We start from the raw sequence: 24356 nt of genomic DNA, 5'->3' as shown, positions 1-24356 counted from the left end.
CGACAATTTTTGCATTACGTTCTCTGTACGACATCCAAGCTCAGGGAGGACAGGGATGTATTTGAGAAACGCACTTCGTGCGGCGACTGCAATGACACTCGTCGCGACGGCAGCAGCTCATGCGGATACCTTAACAATAGCGACCGTGAACAACGGCGACATGATCCGGATGCAGGGCTATACCGATAAATTCACTGAGGCGACCGGCATTGACGTCGAATGGGTGACGTTGGAAGAAAACGTGCTGCGTCAGCGCGTAACGACCGACATCACGACCAAAGGCGGTACGTTCGACATCATGACAATCGGCATGTATGAGACGCCGATCTGGGGCGCGAATGGCTGGCTGGTGCCGCTGGATGGCCTGTCCGAAGAATACGACGTTGGTGACATTCTGCCCGCGATGGCAGGTGGCTTGAGCCATGACGGAACGCTTTTCGCGGCACCGTTCTATGGTGAAAGCTCGATGATCATGTACCGCGCTGACCTTATGGAAAAGGCGGGCATGGAAATGCCTGAGGCGCCGTCCTGGCAGTTCATCAAAGAGGCCGCCGCCGCGATGACCGACCGCGACGCTGAGATCAACGGCATCTGCCTTCGCGGCAAAGCCGGTTGGGGTGAAGGCGGAGCCTTTATCACTGCGATGTCCAATTCATTCGGCGCCCGGTGGTTCGACGAAGAATGGAAGCCACAGTTCGATCAGCCTGAATGGGCCGACACACTGAATTTCTACGTTGAAATGATGAACGAATCCGGTCCTGCCGGCTATGCCACCAATGGGTTTAACGAAAACCTGTCGCTGTTCCAGCAAGGCAAATGCGGTATGTGGATCGACGCGACAGTTGCGGCGTCTTTCGTGACCAACCCTGACGACTCTACGGTCGCGGATCACGTAGGATTTGCGCTGGCACCCGACACTGGATTGGGCAAGCGGTCCAATTGGCTTTGGGCGTGGGCACTGGCTATTCCTGCCGGCACACAGCAAGAAGATGCTGCCAAGCAATTCATCGAATGGGCGACCTCAAAGGACTACATTGAGCTAGTGGCCGAAAGCGAAGGCTGGGCAAACGTTCCCCCGGGCGCACGTACGTCTTTGTACGAAAATCCGGAATACCAAAAGGTTCCGTTTGCTAAGATGACACTAGACTCCATCCTGTCAGCTGATCCGAACAGCCCGACGGTAAAACCCGTCCCGTACGTTGGCATCCAGTTCGCCGCGATCCCGGAATTCGCAGGCATCGCCACACAGGTGAGCCAGGAGTTCTCGGCAGTATATGCCGGACAGCAAACGGTTGAGGAAGCACTTGCCAAAGCGCAGGCTTTCACGGCCGAAGAAATGGAAGCCGCCGGTTACTGAGGCATCCTCCCAACGGGTGGGCAGAGGTCTGCCCCCCGTTCAACCCTTCCACAATTCGCGTTTTTCTCGCAGGCTGAGTTACGCCTGAACAGAGAGGGTTTGCGTTATGGCTACTCAACATTCTCGATCAGTTGCCCGCCTGATGATGGCACCCGCAGTGGTCCTGCTGCTTGGCTGGATGCTCGTGCCTCTGACGATGACGCTGTATTTTTCTTTCAAGAAATACCTGCCGCTGCGAGGAGGTGATCTGGGTTGGGTCGGGTTCGACAACTACGTTCGTTTCGTATCCTCCAGTTCCTTCTGGCCCGCGGTTCAAGCAACATTGGTGATCGTTGGCGGCGTGCTGGTGATTACGGTCATTCTGGGCATTCTGCTGGCCATGCTGCTGGATCAGCCCATGTGGGGGCAGGGCGTTGTCCGCATCCTTGTGATCGCGCCATTCTTTGTCATGCCGACCGTATCAGCGCTGGTCTGGAAGAACATGTTCATGGACCCGGTGAACGGTTTGCTGGCCCATCTGTGGCGCTTTTTCGGGGCTGAACCGATTTCGTGGCTGTCCGAGGCTTCGATGACCTCGATTGTTATGATCGTATCCTGGCAGTGGCTTCCCTTTGCGACGCTGATCCTGCTGACCGCTATCCAGTCCCTGGACAGTGAACAGCTGGAAGCATCCGAGATGGACGGTGCGCCGGTTCTGAAACGCTTTTATCACATCATCCTGCCGCATCTTGGTCGCGCCATTACGATTGTGATCCTGATCCAGACGATCTTTCTACTGTCGATCTTCGCCGAGATTTTCGTGACCACCGGCGGCGCCTTCGGCACCCGCACACTGACCTACATGATCTTCCAGCGCGTGTTGGAAAGCCAGAACGTTGGCCTCGGATCAGCCGGCGGTGTCTATGCAATCATCCTTGCCAATATCGTTGCCATCTTCCTGATGCGCATCGTCGGCAAAAACCTGGACGCGTGAGGAGACAAAACCATGGCCCGCACCGTCACGACACAACGCAAAACACTAAACACGGCCCTTGCCTGGGCCGTAGGTCTGCTGATCTTTTTCCCGATCCTCTGGACGATCCTGACCAGCTTCAAGACCGAGGCGCAGGCGATTGCAAGCCCTCCGATCTTCCTCAACTTCGACTGGACGCTCGAAAATTACGCCATCGTGCAGGAACGCTCTGACTATATGCGGTTCCTGTGGAATTCAGTCATCATCGCCGGCGGATCGACCGTTCTGGGTGTAATCGTCGCGATACCCGCAGCCTGGGCGATGGCGTTTGTTCCGTCCAAACGCACCAAGGACATTCTGTTGTGGATGCTGTCCACAAAGATGTTGCCCGCAGTTGGTGTTCTGTACCCGATTTACTTGCTGTTCATTCAGCTGGGTTTGCTGGACAGTCGCGGTGGGCTGGTCGTGGTGCTGATGCTGATCAACCTGCCGATCATCGTCTGGATGCTCTACACCTATTTCCGCGAAATTCCGGGGGAAATCCTTGAAGCGGCACGGATGGACGGTGCGACGCTGAAAGAGGAAATCCTTTATATCCTGACGCCCATGGCCATCCCCGGCATCGCCTCGACCGTTCTGTTGAACTTCATCCTGGCCTGGAACGAGGCGTTCTGGACCCTAAACCTGACGGCCGTCGATGCGGCCCCGCTTACTGCATTCATCGCCAGCTATTCCAGCCCCGAAGGTCTGTTCTTTGCCAAACTCAGTGCGGCCTCGACCATGGCGATTGCACCCATCCTGATCCTTGGCTGGTTCAGCCAGAAACAACTTGTCCGCGGCCTGACTTTCGGCGCTGTGAAATAAGGAAGACTTCGCATGGGACGTATACAACTCAAGTCCGTGACCAAAAGCTTCGGCGACGTAGAGGTCATTCCCCCGCTGGATCTGACCATCGAAGATGGCGAGTTCACCGTATTTGTCGGCCCCTCGGGTTGCGGCAAGTCCACTCTGCTGCGCTTGATTGCGGGGCTGGAAGACATGACCTCTGGTTCCATCGACATTGACGGCGCCGACGCAACAGACGTGCCGCCTGCCAAACGCGGGCTGGCGATGGTGTTTCAATCCTACGCCTTGTACCCGCACATGACCGTTCGCAAAAACATCGCATTTCCGCTGCGCATGGCGAAACAGGATCAGGCCGAGATCGACAAGCGGGTCGAAGGTGCGGCGAGCGTTCTGAACCTGACTGACTACCTGGATCGTCGTCCCGGCCAACTGTCTGGCGGGCAACGCCAAAGGGTGGCCATCGGTCGGGCCATTGTGCGCGAACCGGCTGCATTCTTGTTTGATGAACCGCTGTCGAACCTGGATGCCGCCTTGCGCGTTGGCATGCGGCTGGAAATCAGCGAACTGCACGAACGTTTGGCGACTACGATGATCTACGTCACCCACGATCAGGTTGAGGCCATGACTATGGCCGACAAGATCGTTGTGCTTCAGGCAGGTGTGATCGAACAGGTTGGCAGCCCGTTGGAGCTGTACCGTACGCCGCGCAACCTGTTTGTTGCAGGCTTCATCGGTTCGCCCAAAATGAACTTCATCGAAGGTCCAGAGGCGGAAAAGCTCGGTGCCCAAACCATCGGAATTCGCCCTGAACACATTGCGGTGTCTGAATCTGAGGGAGACTGGTCCGGCGTCGTAAGCGTTTCTGAGCACCTTGGCTCGGACACTTTCTTCCACGTCCACGAAACAGGGTTGGCCGAGACCATCACCGTCCGTGCAGATGGCGAGGTCAGCTTTCGCCACGGCGACCGTATCTATCTGACGCCACGTTCAGATGTCATTCACCGGTTTGATGCGAAAGGTCTGCGGTTCGAATGACGCGTCTGACCGGCAAAACCGCCCTGATCACCGGGGCCGCGCGAGGCATCGGACTGGCGTTTGCCAGGGCTTATGTGGCTGAGGGCGCGCGCGTCGCCATCGCGGACATAGACGGGCAGCGTGCGCAGGACGCAGCAACTGAGATCGGCGCGGCCGCGTTGGCCGTCGAGATGGACGTGACCAGCCAACAAAGCATAGAAGACGCCGTTGCACGAACGGCTGCACATTTTGGCCCAATCGACATTCTGATCAACAACGCAGCGATCTTCTCCGCTGCTCCAATCGTTGAAGTTGAGCGCGCTGACTACAACCGCGTTTTTGATATCAACGTTGCTGGCGCGCTGTTTACGATGCAGGCCGTTGCGCGCCACATGATTGATCACGGAACCAAAGGTCGGATCATCAACATGGCATCGCAGGCAGGGCGTAGGGGCGAGCGGTTGGTCGCCGTGTACTGTGCCAGCAAAGCCGCGATCATATCCTTGACCCAATCGGCCGGGCTGAACCTGATCTCTCATGGGATCAACGTAAATGCCATTGCCCCTGGTGTTGTTGATGGCGAGCACTGGGATGGTGTTGATGCGTTTTTTGCAAAGCACGAAGGCAAACCACTGGGCCAGAAGAAACGCGAAGTGGCTGCAGCCGTTCCCTACGGCCGGATGGGCCGGGCCGAAGATCTGACCGGGATGGCAGTATTTCTGGCTTCTGAAGATGCAAAGTACATCGTCGCACAAACCTACAATGTCGATGGCGGAAACTGGATGAGCTGATGGACCCTGTGGCGAATGCAAAACCTTCGGTACGGCTACGGCGTGACAGTCTTTCAGACCTGCCAGAGATTGTCGGGACCCCGGCCTATGCGCGCTCTGACTTGACACCGGGCATTGTCCATATCGGACTTGGCAACTTTCATCGCGCGCATCAGGCCTGGTATGTTCACCAGTTGATGCAGCTGGGCCAGGCCCATGACTGGGCAATCATCGGGGCAGGTGTCCGAAGTTATGACGCCAATATGCGAGAACGACTGTTGGCGCAGGACTGCCTGACAACGCTGATCGAACTGGACCCAAAAGGCATGTCCGCCGAAGTGATTGGTCCGATGATCGACTACCTTCCAATCGAAGACAACAATGCCGCGCTTATCAGGGCGATGGCCGACCCTGATATTCGGATTGTGTCGCTGACTGTAACCGAAGGTGGGTATTTCCCGGACGCCAACACTGATGCGTTCGATACGGATCACGCAGACATTCGTCACGATGCCGAGAACCCGGACCAGCCGCGCACGGCTTTCGGCGCTATTGTCGCGGCGCTCAGGCAACGGCGTACAAATGGCTTGAACCCCTTTACCGCGCTCAGCTGCGATAATCTTCAGGGCAACGGTGGAATTCTGCGAAACTGCGTTGTTGGTTTGGCGCGTCTATCCGACCCGGATCTGGCCGATTGGATCGATCAGAATGGCGCGTTCCCGAACTCGATGGTGGACTGCATTGTTCCTGCAACGACCGAGGAGGTCGTATCGCAATGCCGCGCACTGGGCGTCGACGACCGCGCACCGGTCACGCATGAGAACTTTCGCCAATGGGTGATTGAGGATGGTTTCTGCGCCGGCCGACCGCCCCTTGAGCAAGTTGGAGTAACACTGACGCAGGACGTTCACAGCTATGAGGCGATGAAACTGCGCATATTGAACGGCGGCCACCAACTGCTCGCAAATGTCGGGGAGATTCTGAATGTGCCCACGATTTCAGACTGCATGCAGAACCCGGACATCGTGGCGTTTTTCAGGAAAGTTCAGACGGAAGAAATTCTGCCTCAGGTCGAAGCCGTCCCCGGAACCACAGCAGCTGAATATCTTGGGTTGGTTGAGAGGCGATTTTCCAACACCACCATCCACGACACAACACGCCGCGTGGCATTTGATGGATCTTCACGACACCCCGGTTTCTTACTGCCGTCGTTGCGCGATGTTCTTGCAACTGGGTCTTCCGTAAATGGGCTTGCGCTGGCCGAAGCATTCTGGTGCCGGATGTGTGCAGGCGTTCGCGAAGATGGTTCAGAAATCGCCCCAAACGACCCTCATTGGGAGCATTTGCAAATCACCGCGCTGGCTTCCAAAGCCAATCCGATATTGTGGATCGAACAAAGCCAGTATTTTGGTGACTTGGGCCGAGACACGCAGTTCACAGACGCTTTTTCTACCTGGCTGGCCGCGATTTGGCAACGTGGTTGCCGCGAGGCGATAGCCGCCTTTACCGCTCTTGAGCCAAAGTCCCGCTAATTCTGCGGCAGGCATGTTTCAAGCCGGTCTCTGCGGTAGGGGCCAGCTTGGCAGGAGGTCTAGTGATGGTCGAAGAATAGGCACTCTTTGAGCGTTCTATTCTGGCTGTCCATGGTGCGTAAGCGCAGTAGGCCATTGCCTTCGACATGCCCGTGTAACTTATGGAATCTGACCATCTTGTACAGGTCAGATCCTGGCACGGATAAGAAAGGTCACGAAATGCCCAAAATCACTTGTTTGCGCATAGCAACTCACTGGCTTTTTCACCGATCATGATTGCTGGAGCATTAGTGTTGCCGCTGACGATTTCCGGCATGATGGAACAATCGGCGACGCGCAGGTTTTCGATCCCTTTGACCTTCAGGGTTGGATCCACAACAGAGCTTTCCGAGGTGCCCATCGCGCAAGTTCCTGTGGGGTGATAGATCGAGACTGAATTCGAGCGCGCCCAATCCAAAGTGCCTTCATAGTCATCGTTGGATAGATCCGAGGTTGGTCGGTACTCTTCTGAAATCTTTGACGCCAGTGGATTATGCCGGGCGATATCCCGCGCGATGTTCACGCCGTCGACGATGGTTCTGCAATCAGTTTCCGTCGACAGGTAGTTTGGAATGATCTTGACGTAGTTGGCGGGATCGGGGCCATCCAGATGCAGTTCTCCGCGGCTTTCCGGCCTCAGCTGACAGACGGACATTGTGAAGGCAGAAAACGGGTGCACGCCCTCTCCGGGACTGTCGGCAGACCAGGGTTGAACGTGGAATTGAATGTCGGGTGTCTGAACCTCGGGGCGGGTTTTCAGAAATCCGGTGGCCAGACTGGCCGCCATTGTCATAGGTCCGGCCCGGAATAGCGCGTATTTCAGCGCGATCCGTGCCTGATTGAACAGGCTGCGCACTTCATCATTCAGCGTTGGCTCGTTGCACTTGAAGACTAGGCGTGCCTGCAAGTGATCCTGCAGCCCTTTGCCGACGCCGGGCAGCGAATGAACAGCTTCAATGCCATTGGCCTTCAGATGATCCGGGTCTCCGATGCCTGACAACATCAAAATCTGAGGTGAGTTGATGGCACCACCGGACAAGATGATTTCACGGCGCACTTTGATCGACTTCACTTCACCCGATCGGTCGCGATAAAGAAGTCCGGTTGCTTTTTTGCCGTCCAGTTCGACCTTGGTTACCAATGCACGGGTGATGATGTTCAGGTTCGGCCTGTTCCTGATCGGTTTGAGGTATGCAACGGCCGCACTGCAACGACGACCATTCCGAGTGGTCAGTTGAAAGTAGCCAACGCCTTCCTGATCGGCCCCGTTGTAGTCAGGATTAAACGGGTAACCCGCCTCTTGGGCGGCGGCGACCCAGGCGTCACAGATCGGTCTTTGAATGCGCATGTTGGATACCGACAGCGGGCCGCCCGTACCATGAAACGCGTCTTCGCCGCGCTCCTGATCCTCGCTGCGTTTGAACAGAGGCAAGACGTCGTCCCAGCCCCAGCCGACATTGCCCATCTGACGCCAGCGGTCGTAGTCCTCTTTCTGACCGCGAACATACAAAAGCCCGTTCAACGAGGATGATCCGCCAAGAACCTTTCCGCGCGGCCAATCAATCGAGCGTCCATTCAAACCTGGGTCTGGTTCGGTGCGGTAACACCAATCCAATGAGGGGTTGTGCATGGTTTTGAAGTATCCAACCGGTATGTGAATCCACGGGTTGGTGTCAGGTCCGCCAGCTTCCAACAATGCCACTGTTGTGCTGGGGTCAGCGCTTAGCCGATTGGCAATGACGCAGCCCGAAGAGCCTGCTCCGACGACTGCATAATCCACCTCCATGACGGTCTCCTCCCAAGGTAACTGAAAAAAACACTATGCAACTTGTTCGATCTATACTAGCATTTTTTGATACAAAACGTCTCAATAATTGCGATCAGGGAGGTAAGCAATGGAGATCGGTAAGAAACTAAGCGGTGTCTCACGGCGGGATTTTTTCCGCGTAGCAGGGCGCTATGGTATGAGCTCAACGCTGTTGGCAGCGGGTGGCTTTGGCGGCGCGATGAGTTTGGCCAATTTGGCACAAGCCGCAGAATCAACTTATGAAAAAAGGTTCTCGAAAGAACCCAAGCACACGCTGAAATTCGGCGCATCAGGTTTCAATACGCGCAACCTGCTGATCGAACGGGCAGGGGCCATCGAATTCGCCCGAGATCTGGAAGAGCGCACTGACGGTGAGATTCGGATCGAGTTCATTGGCGACAACCAGATCTGCGGGCAACTGAGCTGTGTAGAAAAGACTCAGCAGGGAATCGTCGACATCTATGCGGCGTCGACCCAGAACTCTGCGGGCGGTGCGCCATATCTGAACGTGCTGGACTATGCCTACATGTTCCCCAGCAGGGCGGCCCAATATCACTTCTTCTACAGCCCCGAAAGCCAGCGCATTCTGCGAGACCCCCTCGAAAAGCGCCACGGGCTGAAATTCCTGTTCACCCACTGTGAACTGCGCGGCCTGCAAATGGGTTCGACGTTCTCTGACAAGCCAACTGTCACCAAACTGGAAGAACTGTTTGGGACAAAGAACCGTGTGACAGGGACACAGCTTGGCCGGATCGCCATGCAGCTTCTGAACCTGAATCCGGTGCCGGTGGCATGGGAAGAAACGCTGGACGCGCTCAAGACGGGCCTGATTGATGGGGCTGAAACCTGGGCCTCGGCTGTGGCTTATGCCAACATGTCACCTGTGGTGTCGCAATCGGTGAACCTCAAGTTCTTCTGTGGCACTGAACATACGTCGATGTCGGCCAAGGTGTTCGACGGACTTGGTGGTGAACTGCAGGACGCTGTTATGGAATCGTCCTATTTCACACAGGCCTTGATTCAGGGTGCAAATGAGGCAGCGCTGCTGAATACAGTGGGCTTCTCGGAGCCGCAATTGCCTAACACGATCTTCGCAGAAAACGGTGTGCGTCCTGCCTTCCTGGCGGATGATCAGATCAAACTGGCCGAGGAAATGTGTGCGCCGAACTTCAATCCTGAACCATGGGCGCAGTGGCGTGAGCGACTGAACAAATGGGCTGGTGGCATCGACACCTATCAGGAAATCTACGACATCGCGCGCGAAATTCCGGCAGACACGCTGCCCGAAAACGTTGAGCCCCGCCGTTGGTGGAAGGGCGCGGCCTGATCTAACATTTCGAGCCGGCCCTTCACGGGCCGGTTTCACCAAACACCGACTGGGAGGACGGGGTTCATGTCATTTTGGGCAGATATCGGGGCAATATTCAGCGCCTTGCTCACTCGCGATTCATTTGAAATCCAATCCGCATTGGAATCTGATGCCGCCTGGGTTGTTGGCGCCATTGCCGCCGCGCTCGGCGGTTTTCTGGTGATGCTGATCTATCGCAAAGTGCCCTTTGTTGAACGCCACTTCGAACGGTCGGTCATGGTCTATTCCTACCTCGCCATTGCGCTGATCATCTTCTGGGGTGTGATCGACCGCTTCGTCTTCAACGATCAGGAACCCTGGTCCACCACCATTCCCCCGCTTCTGTTCATGATAATGGCCTGGTTTGGCGCGTCCTATAATGTCCGCCTGCGCACGCATCTGAGTTTCAGCGAGTTTCGCACCGCGATGCCGCGCGGCGGTCAATTGGCGTGTTTGTTTCTGGATGCCATTTTGTGGTTCATCTTTGCGGTCATTGTGATCGTGACCACAACGCGCCTCGTGGCGTTGTCGGCCTCGAACTTCCAGATCGTGCTTGGGACAGACAACATCATGCAATGGTGGTTTCTGTTGGCCGCGCCTGTGTCCTTCTTTTTGATGGTTGGTCGCGTGTTTCAGAACCTTGCTGACGATCTGCACAACTGGAAAACCGGAGAGCCGCTGATCAAGCAGGCCGTGATAGGGGCAGACTGATGACAGACGGAACTTTGGTTACACTAATTTCGCTGGGCGTGACGTTTCTGTTCATGTTGGGCGTACCGGTACTGCTGGTCATCGGATACTGGGTGATCGGATGCTCATTCGTTCTGGGTTTGACACTCGACAATATGGGTGCAGAGCTGCTGAACGTGTTCAACAAAGGCTTCGCCCTGTTGGCGATGCCGCTGTTCATCCTGACCGGTGATCTGATCAACAAATCGGGTATTGCAAGGCGGCTGAGCGATTTTGCTTACTCCTGCTTAGGCTGGATACGCGGCGGGCTGGCTATGGCATCCCTTGGGGCATGTGGATTGTTTGCGGCGATTTCCGGGTCGAACTCCGCAACGACCGCAACCATCGGATCAATGCTGCACCCTGAGATGGTTAAAGGCGGCTATGACGAACGCTTTAGCGCGGCCACGGCGGCGGCGGGCGGTACGGTTGGGATCATCATCCCGCCATCCATCATCTTCATCGTCTACGGGTTCTTGATGAACCTGCCCATTTCCGAGCTGTTCGTCGCCGGTATCATACCTGGTGCGCTTATGGTTTTTGGCATGCAATTTGCGTGCTGGATCATCTGCCGGATCAACGGATGGGGGCACCTGATCCCGCTGCAACTGAACCGGATTCTCAAAACGGCATTTGGTGCATGGCTCGGCTTTTTCGCCATCGGTCTCGTGCTTTGGGGCATCTATACAGGCAAATTCTCACCGACCGAGGCGGCGGGTGTTACCGTTGGCTTCTGTGTCATCGCGGGCTTGGTCAGCTATCCGATCAACCGGATTATGGGCGCGCGGGATAATATCTCGCCCACAGACAAGAGCTTTGCCGAAATGCTGGTTGTCGAAGGATTCACGATCCCTGAGATCCCCTCGATCGTGATCCGCTCGGCCCAGATCACGGGAATCCTTGCGCCGCTGATCGCGATCTCGGTGGTCATGCAGCAAATTCTGTCGCTGCTTGGAGCACAACAAACGATCGGAGATTTCGTGACTTCGATGGGAGGATATTACGCGGTTCTGTTCACATCGATGGTCATCGTCTTCTTCTCAGGCATGGTGCTGGAAAGCTTGCCGGTGACGATTATCCTTGCGCCGATCCTCGCGCCAATTGCTGCGTCGGTAGGGGTCGATCCGATCCATTTCTCGGTGATCTTCCTTGTTGGCGCATCGATTGGGTTCATCACACCGCCTTATGGCCTGAACCTCTATGTTGCGTCCGGTGTGACAGGTGTGCCTTACTTCCGGCTGCTGCGCTACACTGTGCCGTATCTTGTGGCTTTGCTGTCTGTGTGGATTTTGGTCTCTCTGGTGCCTGATCTGGCCTTGATCTTGTTGCCAAACAACTAGAGTTTAGCGGGATGGCAAACGCAGACAGGCGAGAGAAAGAATCCCAAATCCCGACGAACCTGCGTTTGCTGTTGATCCTTGAAGAGGTTGCAAAGCGTGGGGTCGCAGTCAAACCATCAGACCTGATTGAATCATTGGGTTTGGCAAAACCGACAGTACATCGCCTGCTTCTAACGGCTGAGGCCGAAGGGTTCCTTCAACGTGATCTGGATGGCCGGTCCTATGGTCCCGGGCCACGATTGCGGCAGCTGTCGGTCAACACGGTCTCGTCGGAACACCTTCGGACAGCCCGCCTTGCGATCCTTCGGGGCATCGCCGATGAAATTGGCGAGACCTGCAACCTCGCCATCCCGGATCGGGAAGGAATGATATATCTGGACCGGGTAGAAACGAAATGGCCCCTGAGGATTCAATTGCCGATCGGCACTCAGGTTCCGTTTCATTGCACGGCCAGCGGCAAGATGTACCTGTCTACGCTTCGTGAGAACACGTTGGACGGGTTTCTGTCCGCTCGTAAGCTGAACGCGAACACTAAGAAAACAATAACTGACCCAGAAGCTCTGCGCGCCGAAATCCTGAACATCGCGCAAAGAGGGTATTCAACGGACGACGAAGAATTCATGCCCGGGATGACCGCCATAGCTGTCCCTGTTCTAGATGAGCACGAAAGGCTTGTGGCTACATTGTCTGTTCACGCGCCAACCCAGCGTCACGAATTGGACAGTTTGATGCAGTTCCTTTCGCTGTTGCAGTTTGGAGCCTCCAAAATATCGGGATTGCTGGCCTCATAGAAAAGTGTTGAGGCTTAGTCATTCTGTGGGTCCCAATCTAAATTGATTGTTGTTCTGTTCATCCCACCTTTCGTTCGACCAATCAGACGTCCGCGCGCCCCCCTTTAGTCGCCAATTCCCGGATTGGATCAGAGTAGTTCCTTGGAAGCTGCTTTAGCGCATGTCCCTTGGGGCAGATGCATTGAACGTTCTCAGCATCTCATTCGACGTCGGCACGGGTTCATGTTCCGTCGTTGTGCACGGAAATGTAGATGACTGGTATCTGCGGAGTGATCTGGCGCTTATTCCCAATATTCGCTGCGCTTACTTCGAACTGGGAAAATGCACTACAAGGCAAATTTCGCCGCGCTGACGTCCGAATGCCGTCCAGCGCGGAGGCTTGACCGTTGAAGCTCCCATCAGTATCCCAAAAATATCAGAGCTGAACACGCACGAACACAACCCGTTTGGACGAAGAAGTTTTGGTTTACCGAAAGATGTCTTCCAGCCAAGCTCCGAAACGCTGTTTGGCCACTGCATCCGCTTTTGAGTTTTGCCCCGCAATCAAATAGTGACTCTGTTCTATTGGAACTGCTTCACCAACTATGGCGACCTTTCTTCCGGTCTCAATGGCGGTTTTGGCAAACCTCTCGATAACGATCGCGTTGCCGCCACCTGCGGCCACGATGTCCACCGCCGCAATTGTCGTGTCGACTACAAAGGTCGATGCGTACTGGGTTTGTTGAACCCCGATTGCGGAAAAATACCGTTCCCACATTTGTTGGAATCCCAGAATGTGAATGAGCGGCTGTTGTTGCAGATCTTCGGTGGAAGGGGCTTTTCCCCCAGATATCTTGGGGGCAATACGGACGATCTGTTCAGTGGATATTTTCCGAGCAGGGATATCAGTCCACTCACCACTTCCCACCCGCAACTCGACATCGACATTTTCACGGCCTGCGGATTCAGCCCAAATGTTCGAGACCAGCTTTATGGAAATATCTGGGTGGATCCGCAAAAACTCGGGCAACTTGTGAGCGAGAAACAAGGTCGCCGTGGATATTGGCGCGCGTACGACCAGCTCGTGCTTCTGGTTTGATCCGAACAGGCTGATCGTTGACAGATCGATATCTCTTAGGGCTTGCCGCACAGAAAAAGCGTATGCCTGACCAACTTCGGTCAGGCTTAGGTTGCGTGCGGCGCGATAGAATAAGGGGCAACCAAGTTGCGCCTCCAACGAGCGGACATGCAGGCTGAGTGCCGATTGCGTGATACCCAGCTCAGCCGCGGCGGCAGTAAAGCTCAGATGCCGCGCGGCGCATTCAAAGGAGCGAAGCCAGATAGGGTTAGGAGATTGCGGCATACTTAGCACCAAAAATTTTCGCTGATACTTGCCGGTTTTATTCGTTTTACACAATGCCATCAACGTTTGTACTTTTTGCGAAGTAACATCTTTGCCGATCACCCGGCGGGAATTGAAACAGGGAACCACGCGCATGAAAGTTGGATTTATTGGCCTTGGAAATGTCGGCGGGAAACTCAGTGGCAGTTTGCTGCGCAATGGCATTGATCTAACGGTGCATGACCTCAACCCCGAACTTGTGGATGATTTCGTTTCGCGTGGGGCGACCCGGGGTGAAAGCCCGGCCCAACTGATGCGCGATTGCGACGCCGTAATCACCTGTTTGCCATCGCCCGCCGCTTCGGATGCTGTCATGCAACAGATGCTGTCCGAGGTGAAGCCGGGCAAAATCTGGATGGAGATGTCCACCACTGACGAAGCTGAGGTAAAACGCCTGGGCGCAATGGTGATGGACGCAGGAGGCGCAGCCGTGGATTGCCCGGTTTCGGGTGGATGCCACCGTGCGGCGACGGGCAATATCTCGATCTTTGCGGGCTGCGACCGTGCCACGTTTGACCGTATCGCGCCTTTCCTGAAAACCATGGGTCGCCGCATTCTGCACACCGGCGATCTGGGCTCGGCTTCGGTGCTGAAAGTCGTGACGAACTATCTGGCCACGGCCAATCTTGTCACCTGCTGCGAAGCGCTGGTCACCGCCAAGGCGGCCGGTATGGACCTCAACACGACCTATGAGGCGATGAAGATCAGCTCCGGCACGTCTTTCGTCCATGAAACCGAAAGCCAGGTGATCCTGAACGGCAGCCGGGACATTTCTTTCACCATGGATCTGGTCAAAAAGGATGCCGGTCTGTTCCAGCAGGTGGCTGACCGTCACAATGTGCCGCTGGAAATCTCGCCTATGCTGGTTCAGATCTTTGAAGACGGCATCGAACGCTATGGCGAGCGTTGTTATTCGCCCAACATCATCAAACGTCTGGAAGAGGCCACCGGTCTGGACATTCTCGCCCCCGGTTTCCCGCCGGAAATGATGGATGATGAGCCGGAAGAACCCGGTTATGAGGTGATCCCGCAAGGCTCTGAACGCAAAGCCGCTGAATAAAAAAAGGACAGCGGTTTTGAAACGGATCTATACTTTTGGTGGGCACCCGGCGACACGTAACCTGACGGTGGCGGATATCAAGGCAGGCAAGGGCACGCGTAAATTCGTACAGACGACCGCCCTGAACCGCACCGAGGCTGCCGCGGCTCAGGCCGCGGGCATTGATCATCTATCAATCGTCGATCACGATCTGGCCGAGGTCCGCGCCGGTGCGCCTGACACGTTCACGACTGCCGCGCTGATGGCCAGCGATTATGAGACCCATCAGGACATCCTGCGTGCTGGTATACGTGCCGCCACCGCCGGGGCAGACGCGGTTTACACGTTGCGCAGTTTCAAGGCCGTGGAACTGCTGGCCGACGAAGGGCTGGCCGTTCAGGGCCATCTGGGTTTAGTGCCCCGCCTGTCGACCCAGATCGGTGGATTGCGCGCCTATGGGCGCACTGCGTATGAAGCAATGCAACTGGTCGAGGATCTGCGACGGTTGGAAGACGCTGGTGCTTATGCCGTCGAGTTGGAATGCGTTGCCGACGAGGCGATTGCAGAGATCAGTCCGCGTACTGGGCTGATCACCCACTCAATCGGTTCTGGCGGGGCTGCCGATGTGATCTTCCTTTTCCAGGAAGACGCTTGCGGCGACACCCCAAACCCTCCGCGTCATGCCAAGGCCTTTGCCGATATGGCGGGTGCCCGTACCAAACTGGAGGCCGAAAGGATGAAGGGTCTGACCGCCTATCGTACCGCGGTTCTGGACGGCGGTTATCCCGACACTGCGACGAGCATCGGCATGAAGCCCGGCGAGCATGAAAAACTACGCGAAGCGCTGGACAAGCGCCGCCCGTTTCACGAGTAGGCCCCACGATGACCTGCCGTCTGTCACGGAAATACCCGTATGAGCCGCCTCCGGCGTCATCCTGACCCAAAAGGTACATTTGTTCAGGAAAGGAAGGCCCGTGACGACCGCAGATACGAACGCTCGGAAAACAGCTCATACCTCCGAAGATCCCGCCCCCATGAGCCGCGAATGGCACTGGCACCCGGAACTTCCGGTAAAGCACGCCCCCTATTGGCACTGGCCACCCAAATTCGACGTGATGGGGAAATGGGTCTGGCAGAACTGGCTGCAATTTTCGGATCGTTCGATCTATCTTGCACTGGCTTTTCTGGTGGCGTTCTGGTTGCAGCCCGTCGGATCCGATCAGGCCATTATTGGCATTGGCTGGATGTCATGGGTGTTCATTCGCAATTGGGTGTTGCTGTTGGTCGTCGCCGGTGGGCTGCATATGTGGTTCTACGGTGTCGACGGGCAAGGCAAGTTGCTGAAATACGACCCCCGACCCTACATGAAGCGCAAGAATGCGCTGTATAAATTCGGCTATCAGACCTGGGACAACATCTACTACTCGATGGTCTTTGGTGCGACCATCCTGTCGATGTTTGAATGCTTCCTGCGCTGGATGTACGCCAACAACTATATCGGCACGCTCAGCTTTGTCGCGCATCCTGTGTGGTTCATTCTGCTGTTCCCGATATTGGCGCTTTGGCAAAGCTTTCACTTTTATGCCGTTCATCTATTTCTGCATCAGCCGTTCATATACAGGCACGTACACGCGGTGCACCACCGCAACGTCAACACCGGCCCTTGGTCCGGTATGTCGATGCATCCGGTCGAATCCTTCGGGTATCTTAGCGCGATTTTGATTGTTCTGATCTTGCCCAGCCATCCCGTTCACATGATTTTCCTCGGCTACTGGCTGATGCTGGGCGCAGCGTCGTCTCATTCGGGATACGAAGCGATTTGGGCGCGCGATCGTCAGGCTTTGCTGATAGGTGCATTTTTCCACCAGCTTCATCATCGCTATTACGAGTGCAATTATGGCAATGCCGAAATGCCCTGGGATAAGTGGTTCGGAACTTATCATGATGGGTCCGAGGACGCCACAAAACGTACCCGCAACCGAAAGCGTGAAATGCACGCTCAGGGCAAATAGCCAAAGTTCCAATTGCTGGCATTCGTCTATGCAGCTTTGGTCAGAAAGGGCTCACTTTCAGGCATTTCGAGAACGAAGCAATCGTTTTGAAATGGCACCGAAAGACATGGGTTTGTGTGCTTCAGCGCTATTCAAAGCGATAGAAGCGTTTTGCCGTGCCGTGGAACACATCGTCCTGGTTTGATGCCGGGATGAGTTCCTGGTGCCTGGAAACAACTTCTTTGTAAGTTGAACTGAGGCTGTCGACCGGAAAATTCGACCCGAACATGCAACGGTCGGCACCAAACTGTGACAGGCAGGTTGCAACGATTGGTGAGACGCTTTCAGCGCTCCAGTTATGATCAAACATTCCGAGGCCGGAGAGTTTGCAACAGATTTGCGGTAGGTTTGATAACGTTTTTAACCCGTCCGCCCATCTCTGCAAGCCTTGTGCGGTTCGGTCGTGGGGGGACCCTGCATGGCAAAGAGCAATCCGGGTTTCTGGGGCCTGCGACAACACATCTGCGGTCATTTCCATTAACTCAGGCAGCAATTGAAGATCGAAGGATAGCCCGCGTGAGCCCAGTTGTTTCAGACCAGCCAAGAACTTTGGGTCTTCAAGCAGCGTGTTTGTGCCGGTGATTGCATCCTCGCCCGGAGCGCGGCCGATGATCTGTCGAACGCCGCGTACAGACGGCAGGGTTTGAAGGCTGTCGAGTTGTTTGTCCAGATCATTAGCGGTCAGATCGCAGAAGGCCACTTGCACCAAGGGCCAGTCCGGGAACTGGTCGGCCACTGATTGCACCCATCGCGCTTCGGCCCAGGGGTCAGCCGCGCCTACCTGAATATGGACCGAAGCGCCGAAACTCTCGGCTTCGGCTTCTGCACGAAATTCCGGCAGCAAATAGTTTCGTTGGATGGGGGAGGGGTCGCCAAAGAATCGAGCGACGCCCTTTTCCATGAGCCAAGGGTAGGTCACTGCAGTGAGGTCCCACAGGTGGTGATGTGCATCTATTCTCATAACGTTTCGATCCCCGTGGTGCGTTCCAGAATATCGACACCTTGCGCTTTCCAGAAGTGCAACAGGTCTATGAAGACCCAGTTTTCGGCCAGTTTGTCACCAGCGCGGCGATAGATATCGATCACCCTGAATTCGCCGGGTTTTCCAGTGGCCGGCATGCCCATGAAACCTCCGGACAGAGTGGCCGTGAAGTTGGGCCAGCCAAAGAAGCCGCCATAGTGTCCCTCGGCCAGGCGGCAGACATGATTGGTCTTTGATCGGTTTGCAAAAGCGGCGCGGAACGGGCCTGAGTGTTGCTTGGCATAGCGTTCTATCGTGTAGGTCGCGCCGATCCCTTCGGGTCCCCACCAGATCATGTCTTGGTGCCAAGTTTGGGCCAATTCATCCTCAAGCGACAACCCACTGTCCCATTGCCCGAGATCCGAGATCATCGCGTTGATGACCGCCAGCGTCTTTTCGCCTTCTTCAGCGGGTTGTGCGTTCAGCAGCAGGCCGTCATGGGGTCTTGGTCCGGGTTGCACCAAATGCGCCGCTGTTTGTGGGGGGAACGGATTCTGTCCGGCTTGCACCATCAGGTGCGGTATGTCGAAATACATTGCTGTTTCGACAATCCTGTCACCGGCGACCTTGTAGAACGCGCAATAGCGCAGGAATGCCAGCTTGCCAGTTGGGCGAATGCCCAGCCACGGGCGATCGAACAGCCCCATCAAATGCCCCATGGACACGACCCAGACGTCAGCCTCGTCGTGCAGCGAGTTTTGCCCCGCAAACAGGATATCTACTCGGTTCTGCATGCGGGTCAGGCAGCTCTTTAGTGGTTGCCAGAATTTCTGGGCAACCTGTTCGGCGCCATTGATTTCGTTGAATGGATGAAAGCCGCGCCACTTCAGTTCCGGGGCGCAGTATTGGCTCATTACCTTCGGGATTTCTTGTTCTGTCGCGGAATCCAATGCGGTGTGAAGTGCAGAGACGAGTTTTTTTTCTGTCTGAAAGGTCACGATATTTGCCATTGTGATCAAAGTTTTACGAGAGGCGCGAAGCCGGGTTGAGTCGGGTATTTGCGTTAGTTTTGCATACGTATGCAAAAAAGTCTTGCCTGAATTGGCATATGCGAATTACAGTTTTGCAAACGTATGCAAAATGATTCCTTGCAGGGGGCACCATGGCGGAAATTCAATTGCGGAACGTCGGCAAGCGATGGGGCTCATTCGTTGGGGTTCACAATTTCGACCTGACCATTGCAGATCGCGAGTTTCTGGTACTGCTCGGCCCCTCGGGCTGCGGCAAGACCACCACGATGCGGATGATCGCCGGGCTTGAGGACGTGACCGAGGGCGAAATCCTGGTCGATGGCAATGTGATCAACGATCTGGAGCCGAAGGACCGCGATGTTGCGATGGTGTTCCAGAGCTATGCGCTCTATCCCAACATGAACGTCTACGAAAACATCCGCTTTCCGTTGAAGGTCCGCGGCATTGACCCGTCGACCCATGACGAAAAGGTGCGCCGGGCCAGCGCGATGGTCGAGCTGGACGATTTTCTGCATCGCAAACCCGCCGAACTCTCAGGTGGTCAGCGACAGCGTGTGGCGCTCGCCCGTGCTATCGTGCGCGAACCAAACGTGTTCCTGATGGACGAGCCGCTGTCAAATCTTGACGCCAAGTTGCGGGTCTCGACCCGGGCGCAGATCAAGAACCTCAGTCACGAGCTGGCGGTGACGACGATCTATGTAACCCATGACCAGATCGAAGCGATGACGCTGGCCGACCGGGTTGTGGTGATGAAACAGGGCGTGGTGCAGCAGGTCGGCAGCCCCACGGAAATCTATGACATGCCGGCAAACACGTTTGTGGCCAGCTTCATCGGTTCACCCGCGATGAATTTGATTGATGGCGACGTTTCAGGCGGAGTGTTCCGTACCAAACACGTCGAAATCCCAGTGGATGCGCCAGACGGTCCTATGACGCTGGGCTTCCGCGCCGAGGATGCCAGCCTTGCCGAAGGGCAGGGCCAGATCACCGCACCGATCTACACGCTGGAATTGCTGGGCGACGCGACCATGATCTCGGTCCGAGTCGGTGGTGCTCTGGTCTCGGTCAAAGCCGATAAAGCCTACCGCGCCGAGATTGGCGAGACAGTCTCGTTCTCGGTGCCGAAAGAAATCTGTCACCTCTTTGAAGCTGAAAGCGGTGCGCGGATTGGGGAACAACCCCACAAACAGCCCAAACGGGCTTAACACCGGTCCGGACGTCGACGACGGACCGATCCTGACAGGGAGAAACGCATGAAACTCAAGACGATCCTTATGGCAGGTGCCATGTCCATCGCCGCCACCGGCGCATGGGCTGAATGCGCCTTTGAAAATGATGTGCCGCTGAAATCGCTGTCCGCCGGGTTTGAAGCCTGGAAAGCGGTGACGGATGCAATGGCCGAATGCGGCAATTTCAGCGCTTCGCTGGATCAGGAATTCCGCGAAAAGCAACCCGAAGCCTTTGCGGCTGATCCCGCACTTTATCAGATCGGCGGTGTATCGAACGCAACACTGGTCCCCTTGCTGAACGCGGGCACGATCCGCCCGCTGGACGATCTGGTTGAAAAATATGGCCAGGATCTGCTGCCCAACCAGTTGATCAAGGTGGACGGACAAACCATGGCGATCGCGATGATGGTGAACGCTCAGCACCTGATGTATCGCGATGATGTTCTGGCCGAACTGGGCATCGAAGAACCCAAAACATATGGCGACGTTCTTTCTGCGGCGGCCAAGATCAAGGAAGCCGGCGTCATGGACTATCCCATCGGTGGGACGTTCAAGACCGGTTGGAACCTCGGCCAGGAATTCATCAACATGTACCTAGGCGAGGGCGGTTTGTTCTTTGGCGACAGCAACATGCCTGCAATCAACAACGAGCAGGGCGTGGCCGCGCTGGAAACCCTGAAGGCCATGACCGATTACATGGACCCGGAGTATCTGGTTTCTGACTCGACTTATGTCCAGCAGCAGTTCCAGCAGGGCAAGATCGCCATGGCCAACTTGTGGGCCAGCCGTGCCGCAGCCATGAACGACGAAGCTGAAAGCCAGGTTGTTGGCAAGGTGACCATGGCGGCGGCGCCGATGGGTTCGGCAGTGCCCGCAACCACCATCTGGTGGGACGGCATCGTTCTGGCCTCAAACATGTCTGATGAAGAAGCCGATGCCGCCTTCCGCGTCGCGCTTGAAGGCATGGATACGGACATGGTCAGCGCCAACAATGATGTCGCCGTCTGGCTAAGCACGGCCTATTCCGCAGGCGCTTTGGCCGCCGGTGCAGCAGCTTCCGCTGAAGGGGGCGCCAAGGCGTATCCGGCATCCGGTCCTATGGGCATCATGCACACGTCGTTGGGTAACGGCTTGGCGGACTACCTGACCGGTGCCAAAGACGCACAAACGACGCTGGCCGATATCGAGGCAGACTACGTCACTGCCGCGAAAGAAGCAGGCCTGATCAGCAACTGATCCTCTCATGGGAGGGCTCCGGCCCTCCCATCCCTTTCCCCCGAGAACCATTAGAAAGGCAGAGCCATGAACTTCCGGACATTTGCTGCTTTTGTCGGTCCCTCTGTCTTTATGATGCTTCTCTTTATCGCGTTCCCTTTGGTCAGCGTGTTCCAGCAGAGTTTCTATGTCACCCAGCCGATCTATGAGACCGTCGAAAAGGAAACCTGCACCCCTGGTTTTGTGACGCAGACCTGCGTGACCGAGCAAGTGTCACAACCGAAGCTAGACGAGCATGGGGAGATAATTACGCAAACCCAATATGTCGGGCTGCAAAGCTATCGCAATGTTCTGGAACCCGAGCGTGCATGGCGGGCCATTAGTGACGGCAGCTGGAACGTGCTGTCCACGATCAATTTCTGGAAGGCCCTGCGGTTCACGCTGACATTTACACTGATCACTCTGCCGCTGGTGGTCGGTTGCGGGCTAGGGATTGCGATCCTGATCAACAATGCCGCGCGATCGATCCGCGGACCGGTGATTTTTATCTCTCTACTGCCATTCATAATCACGCCGGTGATAGGTGTCCTGTCGATCAATTGGCTGTTCCGCGGCGACGGTATCCTGACTGCGATGATGGAATGGTGGTTGAATCGCGATATCGCCCTATTTGCCCAAGCCTGGACAATAGAAGTTCTCATGATGATCTACCGGGTCTGGCACGTGGCGCCCTTTGCTGCCATCATCTTCTATGCCGGTCTGCAAACGGTCAATCAGGACAGTCTGGAAAGCGCTGTTATCGATGGGGCAACACGCTGGCAGCGGCTGAAATATATCGTCATCCCGCATCTGATGCCGCTGATCATCTTTGTATCGATGATCCACCTGATGGACAGCTACCGTGTCTTTGAAGAGATCGTCGGCTTCTCGAGCCAGGGCTACGTGATCTCACTGCAGTGGCTGACATTTGACTACCTGACGCCGGATCAGGCGGGCAACAGGTCGATCAGCCGGGCCTCGGCCAACTCAATGCTGACCATGATCGGCGTTGTCATCCTGCTTATCCTGCCGCTGCGCCGCACATGGCGTGATCATAAAGGAGGCCACTGACATGTCCTCGCGCGCGCTTCGCCAACCGCTCAGCCTGCGGCTGACCTCGAATATCTTTCTGGCGCTTTGGTGCCTGATCGCGGCCTTCCCGATCTTCTGGATCGTGGTGATGAGCTTTAAATCGCCGGTCGATGCATTCGACAGTAACGCGCTGAACGTGATTTTTGGCCCTGCCACGCTGGGCGTCGGTAAGGGGCTGTCGCTGCTGGATATCATTCTGGGTGTTGCGGTGATCTGGGCGACGATAGTCATCGCCAAAAAAACACTGCCGCCGATGGTTAAATCCTACTCGAAGCCCGGACAGGAATGGTTCGGGTGGGTCATTGGCGTACTGGTCGTTTTGGTGGGCTTTCTCGTGGTGTTCTTTGTTGTTTTGCCTGCCGTTCTAAGCGTGCTCAACCCATGGTTCGGACCTTTGGGCCGGGATGTGCTTGGCCTGACGACCGAGCACTACAAGACCGTTTGGATCGACCGGGGTTTTTCAAACAACTTCAAGAATTCGCTGATTGTGACGACAGGCGTGGTTACCGTGTCGCTGACCGTTGGCACGCTGGCGGGCTATGGCCTGGCGCGCTCGGGATCGACACTGGCTTTCTGGATCCTGATCGTGGCGCTGGTGTTCCGCGCACTGCCGCATTCGGTACTGGTGGCCGGTTATCTGCCAGTGTTCATCAATTCGGCCGAATGGCTGGCCCCGATCCTGGGTGACAACGCCCCGACGCTGTATGGCAAACCCTTTGCGGTGATCGCCGTTCTGGTCGCGATCAATCAGCCATTCACCATCTGGATGCTGCGCTCATTCTTTCAGAATATCCCGGCTGAACTGGATGAGGCGGCCCGTGTCGATGGATGCAGCCATTTCCAAGCCTTCCGCCGTGTCATCATGCCGGTGATGTGGCCGGGAGTGATCACCACAGGCCTGTTCAGTTTCTTGCTGGCCTATAACGACTTTCTTGTCACCGCGTTGCTGCTGGACGCGCAGAACCAGACGATGGTTCCCGCCATCGTCGGCATGTTCAACCGCGAGACGACGACAACAGACCAAGTGGTTGCCGTGGCCGCCGCCGTTTCGATCACCGCGCCGCTGATCTTCCTTGTGCTGATCTTCCAGCGGCAGATCGTCAGTGGTCTGACAGCCGGGGCGGTCAAAGGCTGATGAGCAACCATGCCCGCCATAATGCCATGTCGCGCCATCCGGCGCTGAACAGGATGCCGAGGGACTTTCTGAGTATTGGGGCTGCAACTCCCAAACTCTTCCTCTGGCAACCTGAAAGGACATAGACATGAAAGGTTCCCGTCCCGAACAAGCGGTTCTGACCCGCGACACGGACATGAGCAAAACCGAAGACACGCGTCGCGTGATCGAAACCATGGTGGATGGTCTGAACGACCACCGCATTGATGACATCGGAGAATTCTTCACCCAAGGCTTCCGCTGGATGGGCAATCAAGGCTGCGGCACCAAAACCGGGCTGAAAGAGTTTCAGGAAAACTGGCAGCGCCCGTTTCAAGCGGCGTTTTCGGACAAGACCTGCATCGATGAGGCCCGTCTTTACATGGGCGAATGGGCAGCAGCCTTTGGCCGTCAGGAAGCAACCCATACGGGTGAGTTTCTGGGCATCGCCCCCACCGGCAAGCGGGTCGAGATCCGCTATATGGATTTTTGGAAAGTCGTTGACGGCAAGATCGTCGACAACTGGGTGAATGTCGATTTCGCACATGTCGCGGCGCAACTGGGCGTCGACCTGTTCAACGGCGAAGGCTGGGAAGCATTTGACCGGGGTGAGAAATGTCCACCCCGACCCGAAAACTGA

At 56.0% G+C, this 24356-nt stretch carries 22 protein-coding genes and 1 pseudogene; 18 read left to right on the top strand and 5 right to left on the bottom strand.

Features of this window, described 5'->3' with window-relative positions:
* Positions 1-55: 55 nt before the first annotated feature.
* The 6 genes from DS906_RS17780 to DS906_RS17755 all read left to right on the top strand — a co-directional run bounded on the left by DS906_RS17780 (position 56) and on the right by DS906_RS17755 (position 6471).
* On the top strand, positions 56-1357 hold the full coding sequence (locus DS906_RS17780; RefSeq protein WP_113791435.1) for a sugar ABC transporter substrate-binding protein: 1302 nt from the start codon (positions 56-58) through the stop codon (positions 1355-1357).
* A 106-nt stretch (positions 1358-1463) separates the two neighbouring features.
* On the top strand, positions 1464-2330 hold the full coding sequence (locus DS906_RS17775) for a carbohydrate ABC transporter permease (RefSeq protein WP_113791434.1): 867 nt from the start codon (positions 1464-1466) through the stop codon (positions 2328-2330).
* Positions 2331-2342: 12 nt separating this feature from the next.
* Positions 2343-3173 carry a carbohydrate ABC transporter permease gene (locus DS906_RS17770; RefSeq protein ID WP_113791433.1) on the top strand — a complete coding sequence of 277 codons (831 nt, stop codon included), beginning with the start codon at positions 2343-2345 and terminating at the stop codon, positions 3171-3173.
* A 12-nt stretch (positions 3174-3185) separates the two neighbouring features.
* Positions 3186-4190, top strand: a complete 1005-nt coding sequence (locus tag DS906_RS17765) for an ABC transporter ATP-binding protein (protein WP_113791432.1) — start codon at positions 3186-3188, stop codon at positions 4188-4190.
* The gene (locus tag DS906_RS17760) at positions 4187-4960 is read left to right on the top strand and encodes an L-iditol 2-dehydrogenase (protein ID WP_113791431.1); all 774 of its coding nucleotides are present in this window, start codon (positions 4187-4189) and stop codon (positions 4958-4960) included. Before DS906_RS17765 ends, DS906_RS17760 begins: the two co-directional genes overlap by 4 nt.
* The gene (locus DS906_RS17755) at positions 4960-6471 is read left to right on the top strand and encodes a mannitol dehydrogenase family protein (RefSeq protein ID WP_113791430.1); all 1512 of its coding nucleotides are present in this window, start codon (positions 4960-4962) and stop codon (positions 6469-6471) included. The genes DS906_RS17760 and DS906_RS17755 overlap by 1 nt, the downstream gene beginning before the upstream one ends.
* A 229-nt stretch (positions 6472-6700) precedes the next feature.
* Here DS906_RS17755 and DS906_RS17750 read toward each other — a convergent pair whose 3' ends face one another.
* Complete coding sequence (locus tag DS906_RS17750) at positions 6701-8296, bottom strand: GMC family oxidoreductase (RefSeq protein ID WP_113791429.1); 1596 nt, start codon at positions 8294-8296, stop codon at positions 6701-6703.
* 109 nt (positions 8297-8405) lie between these two features.
* Between DS906_RS17750 and DS906_RS17745 the strand changes: the two genes are divergently transcribed.
* The 4 genes from DS906_RS17745 to DS906_RS17730 all read left to right on the top strand — a co-directional run bounded on the left by DS906_RS17745 (position 8406) and on the right by DS906_RS17730 (position 12525).
* Entirely contained in the window at positions 8406-9644 is a 1239-nt protein-coding gene (locus DS906_RS17745; protein WP_113791428.1) for a TRAP transporter substrate-binding protein, read from the top strand.
* A 66-nt stretch (positions 9645-9710) separates the two neighbouring features.
* A complete protein-coding gene (locus DS906_RS17740) occupies positions 9711-10376 on the top strand; it encodes a TRAP transporter small permease (protein ID WP_113791427.1) in 666 nt (221 codons plus the stop codon).
* The gene (locus DS906_RS17735) at positions 10376-11734 is read left to right on the top strand and encodes a TRAP transporter large permease (RefSeq protein ID WP_058276698.1); all 1359 of its coding nucleotides are present in this window, start codon (positions 10376-10378) and stop codon (positions 11732-11734) included. Before DS906_RS17740 ends, DS906_RS17735 begins: the two co-directional genes overlap by 1 nt.
* A gap of 11 nt (positions 11735-11745) precedes the next feature.
* Positions 11746-12525 carry an IclR family transcriptional regulator gene (locus DS906_RS17730; protein ID WP_113791426.1) on the top strand — a complete coding sequence of 260 codons (780 nt, stop codon included), beginning with the start codon at positions 11746-11748 and terminating at the stop codon, positions 12523-12525.
* Positions 12526-12625: 100 nt separating this feature from the next.
* Here the strand turns inward: DS906_RS17730 and DS906_RS22555 are convergent.
* Both DS906_RS22555 and DS906_RS17725 read right to left on the bottom strand, forming a co-directional pair.
* Positions 12626-12805 (bottom strand): annotated as a pseudogene (locus DS906_RS22555) (IS5/IS1182 family transposase); the annotation flags it as partial.
* Between the two features lie 186 nt (positions 12806-12991).
* Positions 12992-14002 (bottom strand): LysR family transcriptional regulator, encoded by a 1011-nt coding sequence (locus DS906_RS17725; RefSeq protein ID WP_158541341.1) that lies wholly within the window; start codon positions 14000-14002, stop codon positions 12992-12994.
* Here DS906_RS17725 and DS906_RS17720 point away from each other — a divergent pair.
* The 3 genes from DS906_RS17720 (at position 14001) to DS906_RS17710 (ending at position 16957) form a co-directional block, all read left to right on the top strand.
* Entirely contained in the window at positions 14001-14966 is a 966-nt protein-coding gene (locus DS906_RS17720; RefSeq protein WP_113791424.1) for an NAD(P)-dependent oxidoreductase, read from the top strand. The genes DS906_RS17725 and DS906_RS17720 overlap by 2 nt on opposite strands.
* A 16-nt stretch (positions 14967-14982) precedes the next feature.
* Positions 14983-15819 carry a 3-methyl-2-oxobutanoate hydroxymethyltransferase gene (locus tag DS906_RS17715; RefSeq protein ID WP_158541340.1) on the top strand — a complete coding sequence of 279 codons (837 nt, stop codon included), beginning with the start codon at positions 14983-14985 and terminating at the stop codon, positions 15817-15819.
* 100 nt (positions 15820-15919) lie between these two features.
* Positions 15920-16957 carry a sterol desaturase family protein gene (locus DS906_RS17710; protein ID WP_147235305.1) on the top strand — a complete coding sequence of 346 codons (1038 nt, stop codon included), beginning with the start codon at positions 15920-15922 and terminating at the stop codon, positions 16955-16957.
* A gap of 127 nt (positions 16958-17084) precedes the next feature.
* Here DS906_RS17710 and DS906_RS17705 read toward each other — a convergent pair whose 3' ends face one another.
* Both DS906_RS17705 and DS906_RS17700 read right to left on the bottom strand, forming a co-directional pair.
* Positions 17085-17957, bottom strand: coding sequence for an amidohydrolase (locus tag DS906_RS17705; protein WP_113791421.1), 873 nt, complete (start codon positions 17955-17957; stop codon positions 17085-17087).
* On the bottom strand, positions 17954-18958 hold the full coding sequence (locus tag DS906_RS17700; RefSeq protein WP_369935280.1) for an ester cyclase: 1005 nt from the start codon (positions 18956-18958) through the stop codon (positions 17954-17956). The genes DS906_RS17705 and DS906_RS17700 overlap by 4 nt, the downstream gene beginning before the upstream one ends.
* 161 nt (positions 18959-19119) lie before the next feature.
* Between DS906_RS17700 and DS906_RS17695 the strand changes: the two genes are divergently transcribed.
* From DS906_RS17695 to DS906_RS17675, 5 genes are all read left to right on the top strand, one after another.
* The gene (locus DS906_RS17695; RefSeq protein ID WP_113791419.1) at positions 19120-20193 is read left to right on the top strand and encodes an ABC transporter ATP-binding protein; all 1074 of its coding nucleotides are present in this window, start codon (positions 19120-19122) and stop codon (positions 20191-20193) included.
* A gap of 48 nt (positions 20194-20241) precedes the next feature.
* Positions 20242-21453, top strand: coding sequence for an ABC transporter substrate-binding protein (locus DS906_RS17690; protein WP_113791418.1), 1212 nt, complete (start codon positions 20242-20244; stop codon positions 21451-21453).
* Between the two features lie 66 nt (positions 21454-21519).
* Entirely contained in the window at positions 21520-22542 is a 1023-nt protein-coding gene (locus DS906_RS17685) for a carbohydrate ABC transporter permease (protein ID WP_113791417.1), read from the top strand.
* 1 nt (position 22543) lies between these two features.
* Positions 22544-23698: a carbohydrate ABC transporter permease gene (locus DS906_RS17680; RefSeq protein ID WP_113791416.1), complete on the top strand. Its 1155-nt coding sequence runs from the start codon at positions 22544-22546 to the stop codon at positions 23696-23698.
* Positions 23699-23825: 127 nt separating this feature from the next.
* Positions 23826-24356: an ester cyclase gene (locus DS906_RS17675; protein WP_108859141.1), complete on the top strand. Its 531-nt coding sequence runs from the start codon at positions 23826-23828 to the stop codon at positions 24354-24356.

The organism is Ruegeria sp. A3M17, from assembly GCF_003318255.1.
Classification (GTDB): domain Bacteria; phylum Pseudomonadota; class Alphaproteobacteria; order Rhodobacterales; family Rhodobacteraceae; genus Ruegeria.
Note: the sequence above shows the minus strand (reverse complement) of the source record. Positions and strands in the feature narration are given on the sequence as shown.